General features: G+C 59.2%; 20 protein-coding genes. 7 read left to right on the forward strand and 13 right to left on the reverse strand.

Annotated elements, in window-relative coordinates; translation table 11 throughout:
• Positions 1 to 7: 7 nt before the first annotated feature.
• The 4 genes from gcvP to ACR0AW_RS10775 all read right to left on the reverse strand — a co-directional run bounded on the left by gcvP (position 8) and on the right by ACR0AW_RS10775 (position 5934).
• Positions 8 to 2863 carry an aminomethyl-transferring glycine dehydrogenase gene (gene gcvP, locus ACR0AW_RS10760; protein ID WP_170776273.1) on the reverse strand — a complete coding sequence of 952 codons (2856 nt, stop codon included), beginning with the start codon at positions 2861 to 2863 and terminating at the stop codon, positions 8 to 10.
• A 111-nt stretch (positions 2864 to 2974) separates the two neighbouring features.
• Complete coding sequence (gene gcvH / locus ACR0AW_RS10765) at positions 2975 to 3340, reverse strand: glycine cleavage system protein GcvH (protein ID WP_170393732.1); 366 nt, start codon at positions 3338 to 3340, stop codon at positions 2975 to 2977.
• A gap of 17 nt (positions 3341 to 3357) precedes the next feature.
• The gene (gcvT, locus tag ACR0AW_RS10770) at positions 3358 to 4455 is read right to left on the reverse strand and encodes a glycine cleavage system aminomethyltransferase GcvT (RefSeq protein ID WP_480439042.1); all 1098 of its coding nucleotides are present in this window, start codon (positions 4453 to 4455) and stop codon (positions 3358 to 3360) included.
• A gap of 291 nt (positions 4456 to 4746) precedes the next feature.
• The gene (locus ACR0AW_RS10775) at positions 4747 to 5934 is read right to left on the reverse strand and encodes a Zn-dependent hydrolase (RefSeq protein ID WP_170733886.1); all 1188 of its coding nucleotides are present in this window, start codon (positions 5932 to 5934) and stop codon (positions 4747 to 4749) included.
• A gap of 129 nt (positions 5935 to 6063) precedes the next feature.
• On the opposite strand from ACR0AW_RS10775, the gene ACR0AW_RS10780 reads away from it, so the two are divergent.
• Genes ACR0AW_RS10780 through ACR0AW_RS10795 form a run of 4 tightly spaced genes read left to right on the forward strand, consistent with a single transcriptional unit; the run spans position 6064 to position 9555 of the window.
• A complete protein-coding gene (locus ACR0AW_RS10780; RefSeq protein ID WP_170514965.1) occupies positions 6064 to 6714 on the forward strand; it encodes a histidine phosphatase family protein in 651 nt (216 codons plus the stop codon).
• 10 nt (positions 6715 to 6724) lie between these two features.
• The gene (locus ACR0AW_RS10785) at positions 6725 to 7339 is read left to right on the forward strand and encodes a glutathione S-transferase family protein (protein WP_170566999.1); all 615 of its coding nucleotides are present in this window, start codon (positions 6725 to 6727) and stop codon (positions 7337 to 7339) included.
• 14 nt (positions 7340 to 7353) lie between these two features.
• The gene (locus tag ACR0AW_RS10790) at positions 7354 to 8409 is read left to right on the forward strand and encodes a saccharopine dehydrogenase (RefSeq protein ID WP_170566997.1); all 1056 of its coding nucleotides are present in this window, start codon (positions 7354 to 7356) and stop codon (positions 8407 to 8409) included.
• Between the two features lie 3 nt (positions 8410 to 8412).
• The gene (locus tag ACR0AW_RS10795; protein WP_170733887.1) at positions 8413 to 9555 is read left to right on the forward strand and encodes a saccharopine dehydrogenase C-terminal domain-containing protein; all 1143 of its coding nucleotides are present in this window, start codon (positions 8413 to 8415) and stop codon (positions 9553 to 9555) included.
• A gap of 64 nt (positions 9556 to 9619) precedes the next feature.
• On the opposite strand, the gene ACR0AW_RS10800 is transcribed toward ACR0AW_RS10795, so the two are convergent.
• The 4 genes from ACR0AW_RS10800 to ACR0AW_RS10815 all read right to left on the reverse strand — a co-directional run bounded on the left by ACR0AW_RS10800 (position 9620) and on the right by ACR0AW_RS10815 (position 11419).
• A complete protein-coding gene (locus ACR0AW_RS10800; RefSeq protein ID WP_223117180.1) occupies positions 9620 to 9820 on the reverse strand; it encodes a DUF1127 domain-containing protein in 201 nt (66 codons plus the stop codon).
• Positions 9821 to 9877: 57 nt separating this feature from the next.
• Positions 9878 to 10114: a DUF1127 domain-containing protein gene (locus tag ACR0AW_RS10805; protein ID WP_170394595.1), complete on the reverse strand. Its 237-nt coding sequence runs from the start codon at positions 10112 to 10114 to the stop codon at positions 9878 to 9880.
• Positions 10115 to 10243: 129 nt separating this feature from the next.
• A complete protein-coding gene (locus ACR0AW_RS10810; protein ID WP_170408475.1) occupies positions 10244 to 10561 on the reverse strand; it encodes a DUF3775 domain-containing protein in 318 nt (105 codons plus the stop codon).
• An 87-nt stretch (positions 10562 to 10648) separates the two neighbouring features.
• Positions 10649 to 11419, reverse strand: a complete 771-nt coding sequence (locus tag ACR0AW_RS10815; protein ID WP_170408476.1) for a DUF1365 domain-containing protein — start codon at positions 11417 to 11419, stop codon at positions 10649 to 10651.
• Positions 11420 to 11707: 288 nt separating this feature from the next.
• On the opposite strand from ACR0AW_RS10815, the gene ACR0AW_RS10820 reads away from it, so the two are divergent.
• The 3 genes from ACR0AW_RS10820 (at position 11708) to ACR0AW_RS10830 (ending at position 13338) form a co-directional block, all read left to right on the forward strand.
• Positions 11708 to 12223, forward strand: coding sequence for a sigma-70 family RNA polymerase sigma factor (locus tag ACR0AW_RS10820; protein ID WP_370644455.1), 516 nt, complete (start codon positions 11708 to 11710; stop codon positions 12221 to 12223).
• Between the two features lie 10 nt (positions 12224 to 12233).
• Positions 12234 to 12884 carry a ChrR family anti-sigma-E factor gene (locus tag ACR0AW_RS10825; RefSeq protein ID WP_170408477.1) on the forward strand — a complete coding sequence of 217 codons (651 nt, stop codon included), beginning with the start codon at positions 12234 to 12236 and terminating at the stop codon, positions 12882 to 12884.
• 112 nt (positions 12885 to 12996) lie between these two features.
• Positions 12997 to 13338, forward strand: a complete 342-nt coding sequence (locus tag ACR0AW_RS10830; protein ID WP_480439045.1) for a hypothetical protein — start codon at positions 12997 to 12999, stop codon at positions 13336 to 13338.
• Positions 13339 to 13341: 3 nt separating this feature from the next.
• Here the strand turns inward: ACR0AW_RS10830 and ACR0AW_RS10835 are convergent, their stop codons facing one another.
• From ACR0AW_RS10835 to ACR0AW_RS10855, 5 genes are all read right to left on the reverse strand, one after another.
• Positions 13342 to 14571, reverse strand: coding sequence for a DNA recombination protein RmuC (locus ACR0AW_RS10835; protein WP_170426200.1), 1230 nt, complete (start codon positions 14569 to 14571; stop codon positions 13342 to 13344).
• Positions 14572 to 14623: 52 nt separating this feature from the next.
• A complete protein-coding gene (gene mutL / locus ACR0AW_RS10840) occupies positions 14624 to 16474 on the reverse strand; it encodes a DNA mismatch repair endonuclease MutL (protein WP_170733888.1) in 1851 nt (616 codons plus the stop codon).
• Positions 16475 to 16757: 283 nt separating this feature from the next.
• The gene (locus tag ACR0AW_RS10845; RefSeq protein ID WP_170733889.1) at positions 16758 to 17687 is read right to left on the reverse strand and encodes a metal ABC transporter permease; all 930 of its coding nucleotides are present in this window, start codon (positions 17685 to 17687) and stop codon (positions 16758 to 16760) included.
• Positions 17684 to 18889, reverse strand: a complete 1206-nt coding sequence (locus ACR0AW_RS10850; protein ID WP_170626787.1) for a metal ABC transporter permease — start codon at positions 18887 to 18889, stop codon at positions 17684 to 17686. Before ACR0AW_RS10850 ends, ACR0AW_RS10845 begins: the two co-directional genes overlap by 4 nt.
• A gap of 2 nt (positions 18890 to 18891) precedes the next feature.
• Positions 18892 to 19695, reverse strand: a complete 804-nt coding sequence (locus ACR0AW_RS10855; RefSeq protein ID WP_170733890.1) for a metal ABC transporter ATP-binding protein — start codon at positions 19693 to 19695, stop codon at positions 18892 to 18894.
• Between the last annotated feature and the right edge of the window lie 2 nt (positions 19696 to 19697).

The following is a 19697-nucleotide window of genomic DNA, read 5'->3' on the forward strand; positions in this document are numbered from 1 at the left end:
TTGAGGTTTATTCAGCTGCGTCCATGTATTCGGTCATTGGAGGGCATGTGCAGATGAGGTTTCTGTCGCCATATGCGTTGTCGACGCGGTTGACGGGGGACCAGTATTTGTCGACGCCCATGGAGCCTGGGGGGAAGCAGGCCTGTTCACGAGTGTAGGGGCGGTCCCAGTCGCCGACCAGATCGCGCACCGTGTGGGGGGCGTTTTTCAGCGGGTTGTTTTCCGCGTCGATCTTGCCGTCGATGATGTCCTGTGCCTCGGAGCGGATGGACAGCATGGCGTCGCAGAAGCGGTCCAGCTCGTCCATGGGTTCCGATTCCGTGGGCTCGACCATCAGGGTGCCGGCCACCGGCCAGGACATGGTGGGCGCGTGGAAGCCGCTGTCCACCAGACGTTTGGCAATATCATCGACGCTGACATGGGCCGCCTCGTCCAGCGGGCGGGTGTCGAGGATGCATTCATGCGCTACGCGACCCGTTTCCGAGGTGTAGAGGATCGGGTAGGCATCCTTGAGCCGCGCCGCGATGTAGTTAGCGTTCAGGATCGCCACTTTCGTGGCCTGGGTCAGACCCGCGCCGCCCATCAGCAGCACATAGGCCCAGCTAACCGGCAAGATCGAGGGCGACCCAAAGGGCGCCGCCGAGACCGGACCCACGGCAGTGCCGTATTCCGGGTGGCCGGGCAGATGTTCCTCCAGATGCGCCTTGACGCCGATCGGACCCATGCCGGGGCCGCCGCCGCCATGGGGGATGCAGAAGGTCTTGTGCAGGTTCAGGTGGCTGACGTCACCGCCGATGTCTCCGGGACGCGACAGGCCGACCATGGCGTTCATGTTGGCGCCGTCGATATAGACCTGACCGCCGTGATCATGAGTGATCTGGCAGACCTCCTGCACGGTGGTCTCAAACACGCCATGGGTCGAGGGGTAGGTGATCATGCAGGCGGCCAGATGATCGGAGTGCTTTTCAGCCTTGGCGCGGAAGTCATTCAGATCAATGTTGCCATTCTCATCCGCCTGCACAGGCACAACCTGCCAGCCCACCATCTGGGCCGAGGCCGGGTTGGTCCCATGCGCCGAGGTCGGGATCAGGCAGACATTGCGCTGCCCTTCGCCCCGGGCGAAGTGATAGTTGCGGATGGTCAAGAGGCCTGCGTATTCACCCTGCGCGCCCGAGTTGGGCTGCTGGCTGATCGCGTCATAGCCGGTGATCTGGCACAGCTTGTCGTTCAGATCATCGATCATCTCATGATAGCCCTGCGCCTGATCTTCGGGGCAGAACGGGTGCAGGTTGCCGAACTCGGGCCAGGTGACCGGGATCATCTCGATCGTGGCGTTCAGCTTCATGGTGCACGAGCCCAGCGGGATCATCGCCCGGTCCAGCGCCAGGTCGCGGTCGGCCAGACGGCGCATGTAGCGCGTGATCTCGGCCTCGGCCCGGTTCTTGTGGAAGATCGGGTGGGTCAGGTACTCGCTTTCGCGCAGCGCGTAATCCGGCAGGCGATAGGCCACGTTCGAGCTGTCATCCTTGCGGTCGATGCCGAAGGCCCCCCAGACCGCCTCGATGGTCTCGGGGCGGGTCTGTTCGTCCAGGCTGATGCCCACTTTCGTGTCGCCGACCTTACGCAGGTTGACGCCCCGGGCCACAGCGGCCTCCATGACCGTTTTCTGCAGATGGCCAACCTCAACCGTGATCGTGTCGAAGAACACTTCCGGCTCCACAGCAAAGCCTGCCTCTTCCAGACCGGCAGCCATACGCGAGGTCTTGCGGTGCACCGATTGCGCGATGGCCTTGATGCCGTCGGGGCCGTGATACACGGCATACATCGAGGCAATCACCGCCAGCAGCGCCTGCGCGGTGCAAACGTTCGAGTTGGCTTTCTCACGCCGGATGTGCTGTTCGCGGGTCTGCAGCGCCAGGCGGTAAGCCTTGTTGCCCCGGCTGTCGATGCTGACACCGATGATCCGGCCCGGCATCGAGCGCTTCAGCTTGTCGGTGGTCGCCATATACGCGGCGTGCGGGCCACCATAGCCCATCGGCACACCAAAGCGCTGGGTCGAGCCGATGGCGATATCCGCGCCCATCTCACCGGGCGACTTCAGCAGCGCCAGCGACAGGATATCGGCGGCGACGATGGCAATCGCCTTGTGTTCATGCAGCGCCGCAATCTCGGCGGTGAAGTCGCGCACATGGCCATGGGTGCCGGGGTACTGGAAGATGGCGCCAAAGACCGCGCCCGCATCCAGCGTGTCCGGATCAGCCACCTGCACCTCGATGCCCAGAGGCTCGGCGCGCGTTTTAATCACCGCGATGGTCTGCGGGTGGCAGTTCTTGTCGACAAAGAAGGCCGCGTTGTTGGCCTTGGACCGACCGCCGCGCTTGGCCATGGCCATCGCTTCGGCGGCAGCTGTGGCTTCGTCCAGCAAGGACGCGTTGGCCACGTCCAGCCCGGTCAGGTCGCTGACCATGGTCTGGAAGTTCAACAGTGCCTCAAGTCGGCCCTGGCTGATCTCGGGCTGATAAGGCGTGTAGGCCGTGTACCAGGCCGGGTTCTCCAGAATGTTGCGCAGGATCGGCGCCGGCGTGGTGGTGCCATAATAGCCCTGACCGATCAGCGAAGTCAGAACCTTGTTCTTGCTCGCCACTTCTTTCATGTGAAAGAGCGCATCGCGCTCGGTCATCGCCGGACCCCAGTCCAGCGGCTCTTTCTGCCGGATCGCGGGCGGGACGGTGGCGTCGATCAGCTCGTCTAGCGTCTTGAAGCCGATCACCTTGAGCATGTCGCGCATCTCGGTCGGGCTGGGCCCGATATGGCGGCGGTTGGCGAAGTCATAGGCTTCGTAATCGGTCAGTTTGAAGGCCATGTGTGCGCTCCTCAAGGATAGGTCAGGCCCGGCGGAGACGGCAGGAGCCTCCGGCGGAAGTATTTGGAAACAGATGAAGGGGCGGGGCCGCGCACGGACCCGCCGCCTGAGTTAACCGATGAAGGCCTTGTAGCCGGCCTCGTCCATCAGGTCTTCGAGCTGCGAGGCGTCCGCGATCTTGATCTTGTAGATCCAGGCCTCGCCTTCGGGGTCTTCGTTCAGCGCGCCGGGATTGTCGGCCAGCGCCTCGTTCACCTCGGTGATCTCGCCGTCGACCGGTGCGTAAAGCTCGGACGCCGCCTTGACGGATTCAATCACGCCGATCTCGCCGCCTTTTTCGAACTCGTCGCCTGCTTCCTGCTGTTCCACGAACACCACGTCACCCAACTGCTCGGCGGCGTGTTTGGTGATGCCCAGCGTGGCGGTGTCGCCGTCAACGCTCAGCCATTCATGCTCTTCGGAATAATAGGTTGCCATGTCTCTCTCTCCTGACTTCAACGCTTGTAATTCTGTTTGACGAAGGGCAGCGCCACGATCTCAGCCGGTTGCGGCTTGCCCCGGATGATCAGGTTCACCTTCTCGCCCGGCTCGCCATGGCCTTTGCTCACATAGCCCATCGCCACCGGTCCACCCACCGTGGGGCCAAACACGCCCGAGGTGATCTGACCGATGCTGTTGCCCTCAAGGCACCGCACTTCCACACCCTGACGCGCAGGCGCACGGCCTTCGGGCTTGATGCCCACCAGCTTGCGCGCGGGACCTTCGGCCAGTTCCTTTTGCACGCGGGCCGCGCCCGGGAAACCGCCCTCTTCCTTGCGGCGCTTTTGCATCGCCCAGCCCAGCGAGGCCTCGACCGGCGAGGTGCTCTGGTCGATGTCATTGCCATAAAGGCACAGACCTGCCTCAAGCCGCAGGCTGTCGCGCGCGCCCAGACCGGCCGGCTCGCAATCCTCATGCGCCAGAAAGGCTTTGGTGATCTCGATCGCCTTGTCCTCGGGGATCGAGATCTCGTAGCCATCCTCGCCGGTATAGCCCAGCCGCGAGATACGGCACTCAACACCGTTGATATCGGCAACCGTGGTTTCCATGAACTTTAGATCACGCGCGGCGGGGCACAGTTCGCCCACAACGTTTTCCGCCGCAGGGCCCTGAACCGCCACCAGCGCGCGGTCGAAAATCTCGATCACTTCAACGCCTTCAAGGTGCTCACGCATATGCGGAATGTCCTGATGCCGCAGCGCCGCGTTCACCACCACAAAGTAATGATCGCCCGCATTCGACACGATCAGGTCATCCATGATCCCGCCTTCTGCGTTCGTAAAGAACCCGTACCGCGCCTTGCCTTCCTTCAGCGTCGCATAGGCCTGCGGGCAAAGCGCTTCCAGCTTCTCACCCACATTCTCGCCCCGCAAAATCACCTGACCCATATGAGACACATCAAACACCGCCGCCTTCTCACGACACTGCTTATGCTCCCCCATAATCCCCAAAGGATATTGAACAGGCATCTCCCATCCCGCAAAATCAACCAACTTACCCCCCAACTCAACATGCAAAGCGTGAAGAGGCGTGCGTTTTAAGGATGAAGTCATGGTGGCCACCTGCTCTGTATCAGTTACCAAGAAACGTTCCTGTCAGTCTGACCCAAGCTGCACAGATTGCAACGATTCAGCCCAGGATTTCAGCGGATCGCCTCGATCACGGCAGAACAGTATACGGGTGCATGCATCAATAATGTTCCTATAGGAAACTTTTTTCCGTTAGGCAACACTCCTTGTTCGGAGTCAGTAAAACTGTGCCGAGCACCCGCCCATAGCTGGTGGACATCCCCGATAGTAACTTGGTTTCGCGTGGAAAATCATGAAATGGTCTTCAACTTACCTTCATTCCTCAAGGGAATGAACTGCGCGATCAAGCACCCTGAGACCCGCAACCAAATCCTCTTCGGCTGTGTCTTCGGCAAAATCGTGGCTGATTCCGTCAATCGACGGGACAAAGAGCATCGCTACCGGCATCAGGCGCGAGACATTGGTGGCATCGTGGAGCGCTCCGGATGGCATGTTGCGCCAACGCCCCGGCGCAATGGCCTGCGCGCCGCTTTCCAGCGCACCGCGCAAAACCGGGTCCATGCTGACGGGCTCTAACCCCAGCATCGGGCCGTAGGTTAGTGTTACGCCCTGCTCTTCGGCAATCTGCTGTGCGGTCACGCGAATGATGTCTTCCATACGCACCAGACGCTCAGGATCGCCGTCGCGCCATTGCATCGAAAACCGCACCCGTCCCGGCACGATAGAGGACGCATTGGGGTGAACATCAACACGCCCGATGGTCCAGACGGTTTGCGGCGTGACCACATTACGGAACCGGTCATTGAGGCGCGTGTTGAACAGCGACAGGGCCTGAAACGCGTCACGTCGCAAATGCATTGGCGTGGTTCCAGCATGGTTTTGCTGGCCTTGGAAGGTGATGACCATATCGCGGATGCCGACGATATCGGTGACAACGCCGATCTGTTCACCGGCTGCATCCAGTGCCGGGCCCTGTTCGATGTGCATTTCGATGAAGCCGCTGAACCGGACAGGATCAACAAAGCCTTGCGACTTCTTTGCCATTTCAGCCCGCGCGCTGCCAAAGGTGACGCCTGAGCCATCAGTCAGCACGTCCGCCTGTTCCAAAGATAATCCACCTGACCAGACCGCCGATCCGGTGGTGACGCCGAACCGCCCCTCTTCGTCCTGAAAACTGACGACCGAGATGGGTCGATCACTAGAACGCGCGATTTCCAGTGCCGCAATGACGCCCAGGGCTCCGTCCAGCCAACCGCCCTCGGGCTGGCTGTCGGAATGCGAGCCCATCAGCAGCGAGGGTCCATCAGCCAACCCGAACAGGTTTCCAACCGGGTCGACATGCGGAGTCAGGCCAGCCTCGGTCATGCGCGCGGCGAGCCACTGGCGCGCGGCGATATCAGCTTTGGAATAGGCGGGGCGGACGACGCCCTTGCCGACGCCCGAAGCCCCGAATGAACGCAGCGTGTGTAGATCGGTCAGAAACCGTGTGTGATCGACAGCCATGGGTCCTCCTTGTCGGGGTGACCATAGCGGTAAACTTCGCCTGATATAGGAGTTTTTTCGGGCCCGCGTGAAAGCCCTCTGGTCCCGGCCCCGAACCTGCCCTAAGACGTCAACGCAAGAGGGATCATCATGTCACATATCACATTAGTGCGCCACGGGCAGGCCAACACAACCGCACGGGATGAGCTGAGCTATGACCGGCTGAGCGAACTGGGTCACCAACAGGCCCGTTGGCTGGGCGCGCATCTGCGCGATACCCGCCTGCATTACCCTCGGGTTTATTGCGGCACACTCAACCGGCACGTGGAAACTGCGGCCAGCATGGGGCTGCCGCAGCCAACTCGGGATGCGCGGCTGAATGAGATAGAGTATTTCACCCTTGCCCAGTTGTTCCAACAGCAGCACGGGGTTGAAATACCAACCGACCGCGAAGGCTTTGTCGAGCACTTGCCCCGCACCTTTGCCGCCTGGTCCCGGGGCGAGATCGAAGATACGCCGGAAACCTTTGAAGAGTTCGAGACTCGCGTTCGCGACGCTCTGCGAGAGATAGGTACCGAAGGCGGTCCGGCAATTGTCGTAACCTCGGGCGGGCTGATCTCGATGGTGGTGCGGCAGGCGATGGGCTTGGATATCCCATCGATGGCGCGGGTGGCGCTTGCCATCATGAACACGTCGATGCATCGTCTGCACCCGATTGGCGCGCAGCTAAGTCCGGTTCTGTTCAACGCAGTGCCCCATCTGGAAGCGCCAGACCGTCAGTTCGCGCAGACCCATCTGTAAGGAGGCTACAATGCAACTTTATTATGCCCCCCGCACAATCTCGGTCGCCGTGGCAATTGCGCTGGAAGAGGCCGGGCTTGAGTATGAGGCCATCCAACTGGACTTTGCCGGAGGTGAGCAAACCAAACCCGCCTATAAGCAGATCAATCCAAAAGGTCGGGTCCCGGCACTGGTTGTGGATGGCGGCATTCTGACCGAAACCGGAGCGTTGTTGGAATACATTGCCGCTAAAGCGCCCGAGGCGGGATTGGTGCCATCAGATCCGGTTATGGCGGCGCGGATGCGAGAGGTGATGTTTTATCTCGCCTCGACCATGCATGTGAACCATGCCCACAAGATGCGCGGGCCCCGTTGGGCAGACAAGAAATCCAGCTGGAAAGACATGAAGGACAAAGTCGCGCAAAACATGACTGAGTCCTGCGCATATATCTCGTCGAACGGGTTGCGTGGGCCGTTTGTTTTGGGCGAGGCGTTCTCGCTGGCCGACGCGTACCTGTACGTGGTTTGCAGCTGGCTGGAGGGCGACGGTGTTGACGTCTCGGCCTTTCCAAAGATCATCGCCTTCCGCGAAGCGATGGAGGCGCGTCCCTCGGTACAGGCGGTACGCACTGCCGGTATGCTCTGACAAAAGGAATTGGAATGACACATCTCTGGGTCCGGGCAGAACAGCGCCCGAACGAGGAACGGGTCGGGCTGACCCCCGAAGGCACTGCCGCGTTGATCGCGGCAGGCATCCGCGTGACGGTCGAGGAAAGTTCCGTCCGCGCCATCGCAATTGATGGCTACAAGGACGCGGGCTGTGAAATCGCGGCTGAGAATTCCTGGCCCAATGCCCCGCTGGACGCGATCATCTTTGGCCTCAAGGAGCTGCCCGAGGACGGCACGCCCCTGCCCCACCGCCATATCATGTTCGGCCATGCCTATAAGGGGCAACATTCAGGACGCGCGCTTTTGCAGCGGTTCAAGGCTGGCGGCGGCACACTTTATGATCTGGAGTATCTGGTCGAGGAAAACGGCCGCCGGGTTGCCGCTTTCGGCTATTGGGCTGGGTACGCGGGGGCTGCCGTGACGCTCATGACATGGGCGGCCCAGCAACGAAATGAAGAATGCCCGCCGGTTGGTGTTTATAAGAACAAAGACACGTTGAACGCCGAATTGCTGGCCGAGCTGGACTCCACCGGCGCCGACCGTCCCCGCGCCATCGTCATCGGTGCGTTGGGCCGTGTTGGCACAGGCGCGGCTGATCTCTGCGAGGCAATGGGCGTCAGCGTTACCAAGTGGGACATGGCCGAAACCGCCCGCGGCGGACCATTCCCAGAAATCCTCGATCACGACCTGTTCCTGAACTGTATCTTCGCTCGTCCCGGCACACCGGTCTTTGTCCCACGGTCAGCGCTGACCACCTCGCGGAACCTTACAGCTATCGGCGATGTGGCCTGCGACCCGGATAGCGATTACAACCCGGTGCCGGTCTATGACCGCGCGACCACATGGGATGCCCCCGCCTTGCGCGTGGCCACCGATCCGGTGATGGATGTTATGGCGATCGACAACCTGCCGTCGATGCTGCCTGTCGAAAGTTCCGAGGACTACGCGGCGCAACTACTTCCGTCGTTGTTGACCCTCACCGATCTGGATAGCGGCGTCTGGGGCCGGGCAGAAGCAACTTACAAAACTCATATTGAAGGGATCTGAGCGATGACGATTCACTGGTGCGGCACCGGCCTGTCGGCCATCCCCGGCCTGCGCCGTCTTATTGAAGGCGGGCACAAAGTCACTGTCTGGAACCGGACCATTGAGAAGGCCAAGACAGAGGTTGGTGACCTCACCGACGACATCCGCGCCTTCGACATCGATGCGTTGGGTGAGGTGCTGGGAAAAGGTGACGTCATCGTATCGATGCTGCCTGGTGACTGGCATGTACCTTTGGCAGAGTTGGCAATCACGAAAGAAGCCAACTTTGTCTCTTCCTCATATATCGCACCTGAGATGCGCGCGCTGGACAGCAAGGCCCGCGAGGCCGGAGTAGCGCTGGTTAACGAAGTTGGGTTGGACCCGGGCATCGACCATCTGATGGCGCATGCGCTGGTTGCCGATTACCGCGCCTCGGACGCGTTTGATCCGCAAAACCACCTGAGCTTTATCTCTTATTGCGGAGGCGTTCCCAAGAATCCCAACCCGTTCCGCTACAAATTCAGCTGGTCACCTCTGGGTGTGCTCAAAGCGCTGCGCTCTCCTTCCAAGTCAATCCGGGACTACGCGCCGCTGGATGTCGCCCGACCTTGGGACGCGATCACCAGCTACATCGCACCGCTGCCCACTCCGGAAAGCTTCGAAGTCTACCCGAACCGCGACTCGATCCCCTTCAAGGCCGAGTACCAGTTCGAGGATCACTGGCCGGTCAAGGAATTTGTCCGTGGCACCTTGCGCCTGAACGGCTGGGCTGAGGCTTGGTCGGATGTGTTCACCGAAATCGAAACGCTGTCCGGCCCCGAAGGCGATGCGCGCTTGAAAGAGATGTCGGATCAGTTCTGGGCCGAGAACGCCTATGACGAGGGCGAGCCTGACCGCGTGGTTTTATGTGTGGGCCTAAAGGCGGAAAAGGACGGCGTTGAAGTTTGGCACAAAACCTATGTCATGGATGCCTGGGGCGACGCGCGCGGGACGGCGATGGCGCGGTTGGTTTCGATCCCGGTTTCACTGGCCGTCGAGGCCGTGCTGAACCGCGCTATTCCCGCAGGAGTTCACGCTGCACCCAGCGACCCGAAGCTGGCGCAGGACTGGATGCGCGAGATCGACACGCTGGCGCAGCACCTGCAGATCGTGGACCACACGGCCTGAAACACAAACAGCCGCTCCGGTATCTTCGGAGCGGCTGTTTTAGATACGACTTAAGTAGCCGTCATCAAATGTATTGCGCAATCACCGCTTCCACATCGCAGCGGTTGATGCCCAGTTCTGACAGATCGGAATCAGAAAGCCGATTCAGTTCCTGGGCGGCACAAACGATATCCGCCCTGATCGCGTGTATTCTCATCGCCCGGTCAAACAGCATCAATGCGCTTTTTGAAGGGGTTTGTTTCGGGATTGGGTTGGCATCCAGCATACTCGTTACCTCAGCAAAATTTAAAATGGACCGATATCCGTTCAGCGCCGGAAAGGCTTAAACGCCGTTCAGATAGGGTATGTTCTGATAGACGTTCCGATATACGCGCCGCCTGATCTCACCACGCGGAATGCCAATATCAAAAAGCTGACGATCGCTGAGTTCTTCTAGCGCCCGGATCGTGTTCTTGTAGACCTTGCGGCGCTGCCATCCTGACTTTGGCACTGTTTGGTTCACAAGTTGGCCAAAAAGCAGATCCCGATGATCTGCTCCGGTTGCATTGACATGTGCCATGACGGTTCCTCCTAGATTCATCGCTGTGTTTGATGAACCTGATCAAAGAACTCGACATTAACCCCGATGGAAGGCCGCATTAATTTTGCTTCACACTCAAGAAAAAAGGCGGACCCGCCGGATCATTAACTACATCAGATCGTTTTCAACATCCTCGGCTGAAATTCCCAGCGCATCCAAACCGTTTTCCAGATGGTCCGACAGATGCGGTGTACCGATCAGATAATCCGCACAAGGCGTCGAGGCTTCGGACTTAGCCGTCGCAATCGCTTCGGCCAAATCCTCGGCAAAAAAGCTTTCTCGACCGATCCACATGACGGCCACCAGCTCTGCTTGCTCATCCTCACCCATACGGTCGATGAATGCGCGCAATTCGCCCTCGGCCCGGTCCAGTTCACGCCCCATCATGGCGACCTGGGCGATCTTTCTTGCCGAGATTTCCAACATCTGTCTCAACTCCTCGTGTTCGCGGTCCAGGCATTTCTGCACGATCCCACAGGTGACCGTCTTTGATCTTGCGCAAAGCGGAGGGCTTTAGTGCCGCGACCGGGATACAGGCTGATCGGGAACCGGCGCGGTACGAAACGGGCTGAACCGCGCCCGTTTGAACCACAGCTTCACCGCCTGCCAGTGGATCAGAAACACCGCCCGACGCGCGCCGAACGGACGCCGCCAGAGAGACTGAAAAATGATCCGGTTGCTGTACGGCTGGCGCGGACCGGTCAGCGTGGCAATCAAACCGCCTCGGGCACGCCCATAATCGATCCAGACACCAACACGTTCGTCCTGATAGTCAAAGCGGAAGGTATAGGTGCCCTCGATCTTCTGAAACGGAGAGACATGCATCAGCTTGTCCGCAAGTATCCGATCGGTAGGTGCAATCGGTGAAAGATCGGGTTTGTGGCACAAGTAGCTATGGCGTGTGCCATAAGTGTTGGTCACCTCGGCCACCACAGCATAAAGCTGGTTATCTTTATCAAAACAGAACCAGAAACTGACCGGATTGAACACATGTCCTAACACACGGGGTTGTGTCAGCAAGGTCATCCTGTCCGGTTGTGGAATATCTTGCGCCTCAAAGCATTCACGCAGCCAGATCGCCCCGCGACCCTGACCAGGTTCACCCCCATGATCGCATTCTCGCCAGCTTGTCACGTTCGCGCCATTGATCGAAAACAGGGATGGGGTCTTGGGGTGGGCCTCGGGGTCTAGCAAGATGTAATCGACGGAATAGCGAAACGCATTCTCGACCGCACCTTTGCGCCCGTGAAAGGTATGGCCCGCGATATAATCAATTCTGTTCATGAAACAGATTTTCCGTCCTGCCCGCAAATCATTCAATTGACATGCATTTCCGCATATCTGGTATCTCACAATACGATATTCAGCCGGTTTTGGATGAAATTTATCCAACCGACTGATCCACCTTGGGTGTCCCCACGTATTGTGGTTATGTTTACCGAGACTGACACCGCGACATTGGACGAACCGGCGGCAGAAGCTGCTGGAAGAATTGTTTGGCGCGGACCTAAGCGTTTTAAGGGCAACTCGGTGAACGGACAGAATAATACTTGTGGCGCCAGAAAGGATTGGGTGGAACACGTCCGTCGAATCCGAGACGCTCAGGATCAGGCGGCCTTCGCCGAACTGTTTCAGCATTTCGCGCCTCGTATCAAGGCGTTCCTGATCAAGTCCGGTTCGGATGCCGCCCTGGCTGAAGAATGCGCGCAGGAGGTCATGGCGACCTTGTGGCACAAGGCGCATCTGTTTGACCCGACAAGGGCAACGGTTGCGACCTGGGTGTTCACGATCGCAAGGAACAAGCGCATTGACGTATTGCGCAAGCAACGCCGCCCCGAACCCGAAGACCTCGGGTGGGGGCCGGAGGCGGAGCCGGAACAGGAAGACGTTCTAGCGCTGCAACAGGAAACCGCGCAGCTGCGTGATGCCATGGCGGCATTACCTGAGGCGCAAAGACAGCTGATCGAGAAGGCCTACTTCGGAGATCTGAGCCATCGAGAAATCGCATCTCAGACCGGGTTGCCCTTGGGAACGATCAAATCACGGATACGGCTGGCGCTGGACCGCTTGCGCCACGCGATGAACTGAGATGACGAGCATGAAAAACGAGATTAAACATCACCTGACAGACGACCTGCTGATGGCCTATGCCGCAGGCAATCTGCCCGAAGCGTTTGACCTGATGGTCGCAACGCATCTGTCTCTGTGCGACCACTGCCGCGCCCGCGCTGAAAGCTTTGACGCAGTTGGCGGATGCGTTTTGCAGGAACAAGATGCGTCAGCAAGCATGAGTGACGGTTCACTGGCGGCAACAATGGCATTGATTGCTCAGGGCGCACCAAAGGTGAAACCCGCGCACCCGTCTTGTGCAGTTCTTCCGACACCGCTGCAGGACTATGTCGGCGGCGACGTGAACGCGATCAAATGGAAGCCCGTCGGCATGGGTGTCAAACAGGCAATCCTGCCCACGACCAGCGAAGCCACCGCCCGGTTGTTGTTTATCCCCGCCGGGGCAGCAGTGCCGGATCACAGCCATAAAGGCATCGAACTGACGATGGTCCTGCAGGGTGCATTCTCTGACGAGATCGACCGCTTCGACCGCGGCGATGTCGAAATCGCTGACCAGTCTATCCATCATACCCCTACGGCAGATATCTCTGAAGATTGCATTTGCCTGGCCGTCACTGATGCTCCACTGAAGTTCAGCAAGTTGATGCCACGCCTGTTCCAGCCATTCCTTCGAATCTGACCCGTCGTGGTAGGGTTGTTTATCGACGCTAACTAAATCGGGGTTTTCAATGTTCTTAAGGATGGCAGCCACAGCGCTTTTGCTGACTTTTGGAGCCAGCGTTTCCGCACAGATGTCCGCAGACGTTAAATTCCAACCGGGCAATTTCGGCACGATGGTGAACGGTACTGTCACCGGCGACGAATATTTCGACTATAAACTCGGAGCCAAGGCTGGGCAGGAGATGTTCGCCGACCTTAAGGTCAGTGACACCAATGGCAACGGCGTGATCTACTTTAACATCTTGCCGCCGGATAGCGACGGCGTCGCAATTTACAACGGCTCAATCGATGGAAATACCACCCGGATCGAGCTTCCCGATGATGGCGACTACACCATACGTGTTTATCTGATGGGTAACGATCGCGACACAGGCAAGACGGTTGGTTACAATTTGGACCTGTCGATCCAATAACGCTTACCCTTCGGTTTTGCCCAGCGGCACGACGTTTGTTTGGTCATCCGGCGCAAGCTCTTCGAAATCGAAATTGTCCAACCGTTGCGCCCGGCGACCCGCCTTTTCCGCGCTGATCTTGATTTCCGAGATATCCTTTGCAGCCTGCCCGAAATGACGGTCGAGATTCGACACCCGGTCGCCTAAACGTTCCACATCCTTATGCAGCAGCCCCAATTCCTTGCGGATCGCACCGGCCTGTTCGCGCATACGCGCATCTTTAAGGATCGCCCGCATGGTGTTCAGCGTCGCCATGCACGTGGTGGGTGAAACGATCCAAACGCGTTTCGAGAAACTCTCTTGCACCAATTCAGGGAACTTGGCGTGCAGCTCGGCATAGACTGCCTCGGAGGGCAAGAACATCAAAGCGCCGTCGGCAGTTTCACCGTCCAGAATGTACTTCTCAGCAATATCGTTGATGTGCTTGCGCACTGTACTGCGGAACATCTGCACGGCTGCTTTCAGCTCCATATCATTGGTCGATCCGATCAGCGCCTCATAGGCTTCCAGCGGGAACTTACTGTCGATCACGATTGGTCCGGGAGGGTTCGGCAGGTTGATCAGGCAATCAGCGCGCCGTCCGTTCGATAACGTGGCCTGCAGCTGAAAACTATCTGATGGCAGCGCCTTTGAAACGATATCGTTCAGCTGGATTTCCCCGAATGCCCCGCGCGTCTGCTTGTTCGACAGAATATCCTGCAATGACAGCACGTCGCCTGAAAGCTTGGTGATATTGTCCTGCGCCTTGTCGATGGCCGCCAGACGTTCCTGCAATTGCGTCAGCGAGGTCGCCGTCTGTTTCGACGAACCATGCAGCGATTCCTTCATCCGCTCCTGCATCTCAGCCAGGGCGCGTGCCGATTTCATCGCGTTATCCGCCAGCCGGTCATTCATCTGCTGTTGCACTGATGACAAGCGGGATTCAACGGTCTGGATCACCTGCACCTGCGCGTTGGCCTGCGTATCCGAGACATGCTGTAGGCCACCCCGCAGTTGTTCCTGCCCCTGGCCCAGTTGCTGCACATGCTGCCCAAGGTGCGCCATCTGCCGGGCCAGCGGCTCCGCCATCCGAGCTGAACGCTGTGACGCTCGAAGTGACAGAAACAGAAGCAGCAGAATCAACACCACCACCCCGCCTGCAATCAGGATGATTGGGTCATTCAACGCATATTGGGTGCCAGCAATCTCGATCATATCGCCTCAGATGTTCTTGTTTTATTCTTCATAGCCCGAGCGGGCCAGCGGATCAACTGCGGCCGAACAGGCGTTCGATATCGCTCAGCTTCAGTTCCACATAAGTTGGCCGCCCGTGGTTGCACTGCCCGGAATGGGGCGTCGCCTCCATCTCACGCAGCAGGGCATTCATCTCTTCGGCCCGCATCCGACGGCCAGACCGAACCGAGCCATGGCAGGCCACGCGGCTCAGGATCGCCTCGATCCGCGCTTGCACCATCTGGCTTTCGCCCTGATCGGCAAGCTCATCAAGGATATCGAGGACCATCGCGCGGGCATCGACCTCGCCAAGAATGGCCGGAGTTTCGCGCACGGCGATTGCCCCGCCACCAAAGGGTTCGATGGTCAATCCAAAGCGCGACAGGTCCTCTGCAACGGCCATCAGCCGCGCGCAGTCGCCGTCTGTTAGTTCGACAATTTCAGGGATCAACAACGCTTGTGCAGCAACGCCATTTTCGGCCATCTGGGACTTGAGCTTTTCGTAAACCAGCCGTTCATGTGCGGCGTGTTGATCCACGATCACCATGCCGTCTGCCGTTTGGGCGATGATGTAATTCTCGTGCACCTGCCCGCGCGCCGCCCCCAAGGGCAGGTCTTGCGGCTCATCCACCGGTGCAGTTTCGGGCACAGGTTCCATGATGCGTCCGCTATAGTCCTGCGACAGTTCCGCAAAGCCCGGAGACTGCGCCCGATAGGCCGCCTGACGCGCCGCGGGTGACGGGCGATCCATTTGATACACCCGCGCCGGGGTTGCAGGTGCGGGCTCGGGCCGCATCGCACCCAAGGTTGCGTTGGCCACGGTCGAAGATGCCCGGTGCCCGGCCTCGGCTAATGCGTGACGCAGGCTGGACACGATCAAACCACGCGCGAGGCCCGGATCGCGGAACCGAACCTCGGATTTTGCCGGATGCACATTCACATCCACCAGCGTCGGATCACAGTCGATGAACAGCGCCACCGCCGGATGCCGGTCGCGGCTGAGGAAATCGAAATAGGCCGCACGCAGGGCACCGGTCAACATCTTGTCGCGTACGGGTCGCCCATTGACGAACAGATACTGCGCCACTGCAGCCCCGCGCGAATAGGTCGGCAGCGCGGCATAGCCATAAAGCCTGAGCCCTTCGCGTGTGGCATCGATCTGCAACGCATTCTCGGCGAACTCACGGCCAAGAACGCGCGCCAATCGGGCATGCAGCGCATCAAACAGATCGCCATTCTCGCGGTCGGCGCGGAAGGTCACGCGCCCCTCACCCCCGCCCGAGACATCGCGCAGGGTGAACGCGACCGAAGGCTCGGCCATCGCCAAACGTTTCACAATGTCTGAAATCGCCTGCGCCTCGGCCCGGTCCGTGCGCATGAACTTCAGCCGTGCCGGGGTGGCGTAAAACAGGTCTCGCAACTCAACCACAGTCCCAGCGCGCAAGGCTGCTGGCTTCACTGCATCCATTTTGCCACCGGACACCTGGATCGAGGCCGCATCAGCACCCGAGACACGGCTGGTGATGGTCAAACGCCCGACAGCCCCCAGCGAGGGCAGTGCTTCACCGCGAAATCCAAAGGTGTGGATATTCAACAGGTCGGAGCCGTCGATCTTCGATGTCGCATGGCGCGACAGCGCCAGTGGCAAATCCCCGGCTGCGATCCCACACCCATCATCTGTGACACGAATCAGGGTCTTGCCGCCATCCGCGACCTCAATGGCGATGCGTGTGGCCCCGGCATCGATGGCGTTTTCGACCAGTTCCTTGACGGCAGAAGCAGGCCGTTCCACGACTTCACCCGCCGCGATCCGGTTGATCGCTGCGTCATCCAGCTGGCGGATTACCGGACGATCGTCGCTGATATTGGGGTTAGCATACACCATACCGCTAGACCTAGCATAGGCGCACGCGATTCGACCACCGGTTTGAATTGTGAAGAGCGGGCTTTAAACGAGGTATCCGGCCAGTTTGACCGCGCCGTTAAGGGGGTAGCGACTAAGGTCAAAACTGGCCGGATATACCAGAGTGAGTGGTGGTCTTGTGGTTTCCAATTGAAAGTTTGGTATCACCGAAAATGGAATAAATCTTGTTAAGAATTCGTGATTGTTTCCACTTGGCGAAGTTCAGCCGAAACTGCGTGATAGGCGTTGGCGTGAATACGCCAAGTCAAGCCTGACTGGGCGCTCCGCTGCGGGTTCGGCATGGGCCAAAAGCAGCGGTCAGCGCCAGAATCAGGCCTGATATCGTGGCGATCATTCCAGCGGCGCTGACAGCATCCGCAGCCCCCAACCACAATGGGCCATAGCCCGCTAAAACATAACCGGACACGGCGGAAAGGGTTGCGAACAGGACACTCCAGACGATCTGGACTTCCAACCGGTTGGTCATCATCCGTGCCGCAGCTGGCGGGCAGATGAACATTGCAATCACGATGATCGACCCCACTGCATCAAATGCCGCGACAGCAGCAATCGCAGCTATGATCACCAGCGCCATCCCTAACGCGCCAGTGCGGATACCAATTGTACGCGCAAAGCCTTCATCGAAGGTCGATATCTTGAGCGGTCGCCAGAACAACCACGTGAACAGCAAGACCCCCGTCAGTGTCAGCGCAATGCGCGGCAATTCAGATGGCAACCCTGCCAATGCCTGTAGATCCAGCAGCGACGACCAGTCCGTTGCATCCAGCCAGATCAAGCTTTCCAGATTGCCGTAAAGCGCATGTTCAACGTCCAAATGGACGGTCGAAGTGTCAGTCTGCTCAAGCAGTAGGACACCACCGGCGAACATGGTCGTGAATACGACACCCATCGCTGCCCCCGGCTCGATCTGACCCAATCGCCGGATCGCTTCGATCATAACCACGGCGACCACAGCAGCCCCTGCTGCGCCAAGCATCATCGGCCAAGTTGAAATTGCGCCTGTCAGCAGAAACGCGACGACAATACCGGGCAACACCACATGGCTGATCGCGTCGCCAATCAGCGCTTGCTTGCGCAGCACCAGAAAGTTACCGGGCAGAGCGCATGCGATGGCCGCGAATGTCCCAATCAACAAAGGCGTCAGCGACAGGGGGACGAACTCTTCTCCGCTCATGGCGTGACCTCCTGCGGACCGCCGATACGACGATCAATCTCGGCGATCTGATCGCGAGTCAGCACGGTTTCGATATCGCGCAGCCCATCGTACAGCGCCGCGGTGGCCTCATGCGCCTGATCCGCGCGGACGATCTCCCACCGCTTTTCGTCTCGTAGGGCCTTGGCCGCACGCGCCCTCCCTTCCTCCGTTGCAACTCCATCGGCGCGCACAAGGCCGGTGCGGCGTAACAGGCGAATGGTTAGGGGTTCATAGATTTGCTGCCCCTGCGCCAGTGCCAGCAGTCCCTGCCGAATGTGCACTCGACGCTGGAACCGAAGGTGGCTGAGAATAGCTGCCAACACACCCCGAACCGGCGCGAGCAGGAGCGACAAGGCAAAGAACCCAAAACTGACCAGAACGATGATCGGTCCGGTCGGCAGGTTCGGAGCCGAGGCCGAAACACCTGCCCCCAGATACCCTGCAAGACCTCCGGCCAAACCGGCCAGAACGACCACGCGGTCGGATCGCTCCGTCCAGAACCGCGCTGTCACAGGCGGGATGATCAGCAGAGCAACAATCAGGATCAGACCAACGATCTTTAACCCGACCACGGTCACCGCCATCACGAGCCCCATCATCGCCAGATCAATCCGATGCACGGGCAACCCGCGCGCGGCGGCATATTCAGGATCGAAGGCGACCATCGTCATCGGGCGGCGGATGATCATCACCAGCACCAAAGTTGCCGCGCCCCCGATCGCGATGACCAGAGCATCCGCCCACAGCATCCCCGCAGTAGAACCCAGCAAGAATCCTTCCAATCCTGCCTGGCGTCCAACCCCCATGGTTTGAATAACCGTCAGCAGTACGACACCAAAACCGAAGAACACCGATAACACTGCGCCGATCGCTGCATCTTCTGCCAAACGTGTGCGACTGGTCAGCCAGTTCATACAGAGCAAACCAACCCATGCGGATATTGCCGAACCTGCAAGTAGTCCGATCAAGTTACGCCCATCACCACCGAGGGCCACCAGCACCATGAAGGCAAGGCAAACGCCCGGTAGGGTCGCGTGGCTGATGGCATCGCTAACCAGCGCGCGTTTACGCAGGAATAAGAACGTGCCCGTCACACCTGCCGAAACGCCCAGTAACGTCGCACCAATGGCAACCAGCGTGGCGTTATAGCCAAGCTGTAAGGTCAAAGCCTCCCAAAGCATGATTACCCCAGCGCGCGCGAAATCTGATCGATTTGAGCCGTTGCAAGACGTCCGCCATAAGCGGCTTGCAGCGTTTCAGCGGTAAAGGCCTGCTCCACCGGTCCCTCGGCCACTTTGCGGGTGTTGATCAGGAACACATGATCGAAATAGTCGGTGACCGTGGCCAGATCGTGATGCACTACAACAACGGTCTTGCCAGCCTCTTTCAACGATTTCAGCACGGCGATGATCGCCTTTTCAGTCGCGGCGTCCACGCCTGCAAAAGGTTCGTCCAGCAAATACATGTCGGCATCCTGTGCCAATGCGCGCGCAAGAAAGACCCTCTGTTGCTGACCACCAGAAAGCTGCCCGATCTGACGGTTGGCAAATTCCCGCATCCCGACACGGTGCAGGCAGTCCATGGCACGGGCGGTATGGCGGGCACGAACACGACCCAGCAGGCCCAATTGACGCGACAAGCCCATCAGCACCACATCAATCACGCGCGTCGGGAAATCCCAGTCCACGCTGGCGCGCTGTGGTACATAGGCGATGCGTGCCCGCTGGTCCTCGAGCGGCTGACCAAACACGGTCACCTGACCCGACAGTGGAGACACGATCCCCAAAGCAGCCTTTAGCAAAGTTGATTTGCCAGCCCCATTTGGCCCGATAATCGCCGTCATGGCGCCGGGCTGCACCGTCATATCGACCGAGAAAACCGCTGGCTTCTGACCGTACGAGACGGTCAGACCACGAATGGCGAGAGGGCAAAGATCGATGTCCTGCCCGTCGACAGAAACGCCCTGAACTGTTGCGAGTTCAATCATGG

The organism is Ruegeria sp. C5, from assembly GCF_056537605.1.

Bases quoted from the DNA above. Each gene is read 5' to 3' on its own strand.
- ACR0AW_RS10790 (WP_170566997.1), top strand. From the start codon at position 7,354: ATGACACATCTCTGGGTCCGGGCAGAACAGCGCCCGAACGAGGAACGG.
- ACR0AW_RS10810 (WP_170408475.1), bottom strand. From the start codon at position 10,561: ATGTTGGAAATCTCGGCAAGAAAGATCGCCCAGGTCGCCATGATGGGG.
- gcvH (WP_170393732.1), bottom strand. From the start codon at position 3,340: ATGGCAACCTATTATTCCGAAGAGCATGAATGGCTGAGCGTTGACGGC.
- ACR0AW_RS10825 (WP_170408477.1), top strand. From the start codon at position 12,234: ATGAAAAACGAGATTAAACATCACCTGACAGACGACCTGCTGATGGCC.
- ACR0AW_RS10800 (WP_223117180.1), bottom strand. From the start codon at position 9,820: ATGCTGGATGCCAACCCAATCCCGAAACAAACCCCTTCAAAAAGCGCA.
- ACR0AW_RS10815 (WP_170408476.1), bottom strand. From the start codon at position 11,419: ATGAACAGAATTGATTATATCGCGGGCCATACCTTTCACGGGCGCAAA.
- gcvT (WP_480439042.1), bottom strand. From the start codon at position 4,455: ATGACTTCATCCTTAAAACGCACGCCTCTTCACGCTTTGCATGTTGAG.
- ACR0AW_RS10775 (WP_170733886.1), bottom strand. From the start codon at position 5,934: ATGGCTGTCGATCACACACGGTTTCTGACCGATCTACACACGCTGCGT.
- ACR0AW_RS10795 (WP_170733887.1), top strand. From the start codon at position 8,413: ATGACGATTCACTGGTGCGGCACCGGCCTGTCGGCCATCCCCGGCCTG.
- ACR0AW_RS10830 (WP_480439045.1), top strand. From the start codon at position 12,997: ATGTCCGCAGACGTTAAATTCCAACCGGGCAATTTCGGCACGATGGTG.
- ACR0AW_RS10785 (WP_170566999.1), top strand. From the start codon at position 6,725: ATGCAACTTTATTATGCCCCCCGCACAATCTCGGTCGCCGTGGCAATT.
- ACR0AW_RS10855 (WP_170733890.1), bottom strand. From the start codon at position 19,695: ATGATTGAACTCGCAACAGTTCAGGGCGTTTCTGTCGACGGGCAGGAC.
- ACR0AW_RS10835 (WP_170426200.1), bottom strand. From the start codon at position 14,571: ATGATCGAGATTGCTGGCACCCAATATGCGTTGAATGACCCAATCATC.
- mutL (WP_170733888.1), bottom strand. From the start codon at position 16,474: ATGGTGTATGCTAACCCCAATATCAGCGACGATCGTCCGGTAATCCGC.
- gcvP (WP_170776273.1), bottom strand. From the start codon at position 2,863: ATGGCCTTCAAACTGACCGATTACGAAGCCTATGACTTCGCCAACCGC.
- ACR0AW_RS10780 (WP_170514965.1), top strand. From the start codon at position 6,064: ATGTCACATATCACATTAGTGCGCCACGGGCAGGCCAACACAACCGCA.
- ACR0AW_RS10850 (WP_170626787.1), bottom strand. From the start codon at position 18,889: ATGCTTTGGGAGGCTTTGACCTTACAGCTTGGCTATAACGCCACGCTG.
- ACR0AW_RS10805 (WP_170394595.1), bottom strand. From the start codon at position 10,114: ATGGCACATGTCAATGCAACCGGAGCAGATCATCGGGATCTGCTTTTT.
- ACR0AW_RS10845 (WP_170733889.1), bottom strand. From the start codon at position 17,687: ATGAGCGGAGAAGAGTTCGTCCCCCTGTCGCTGACGCCTTTGTTGATT.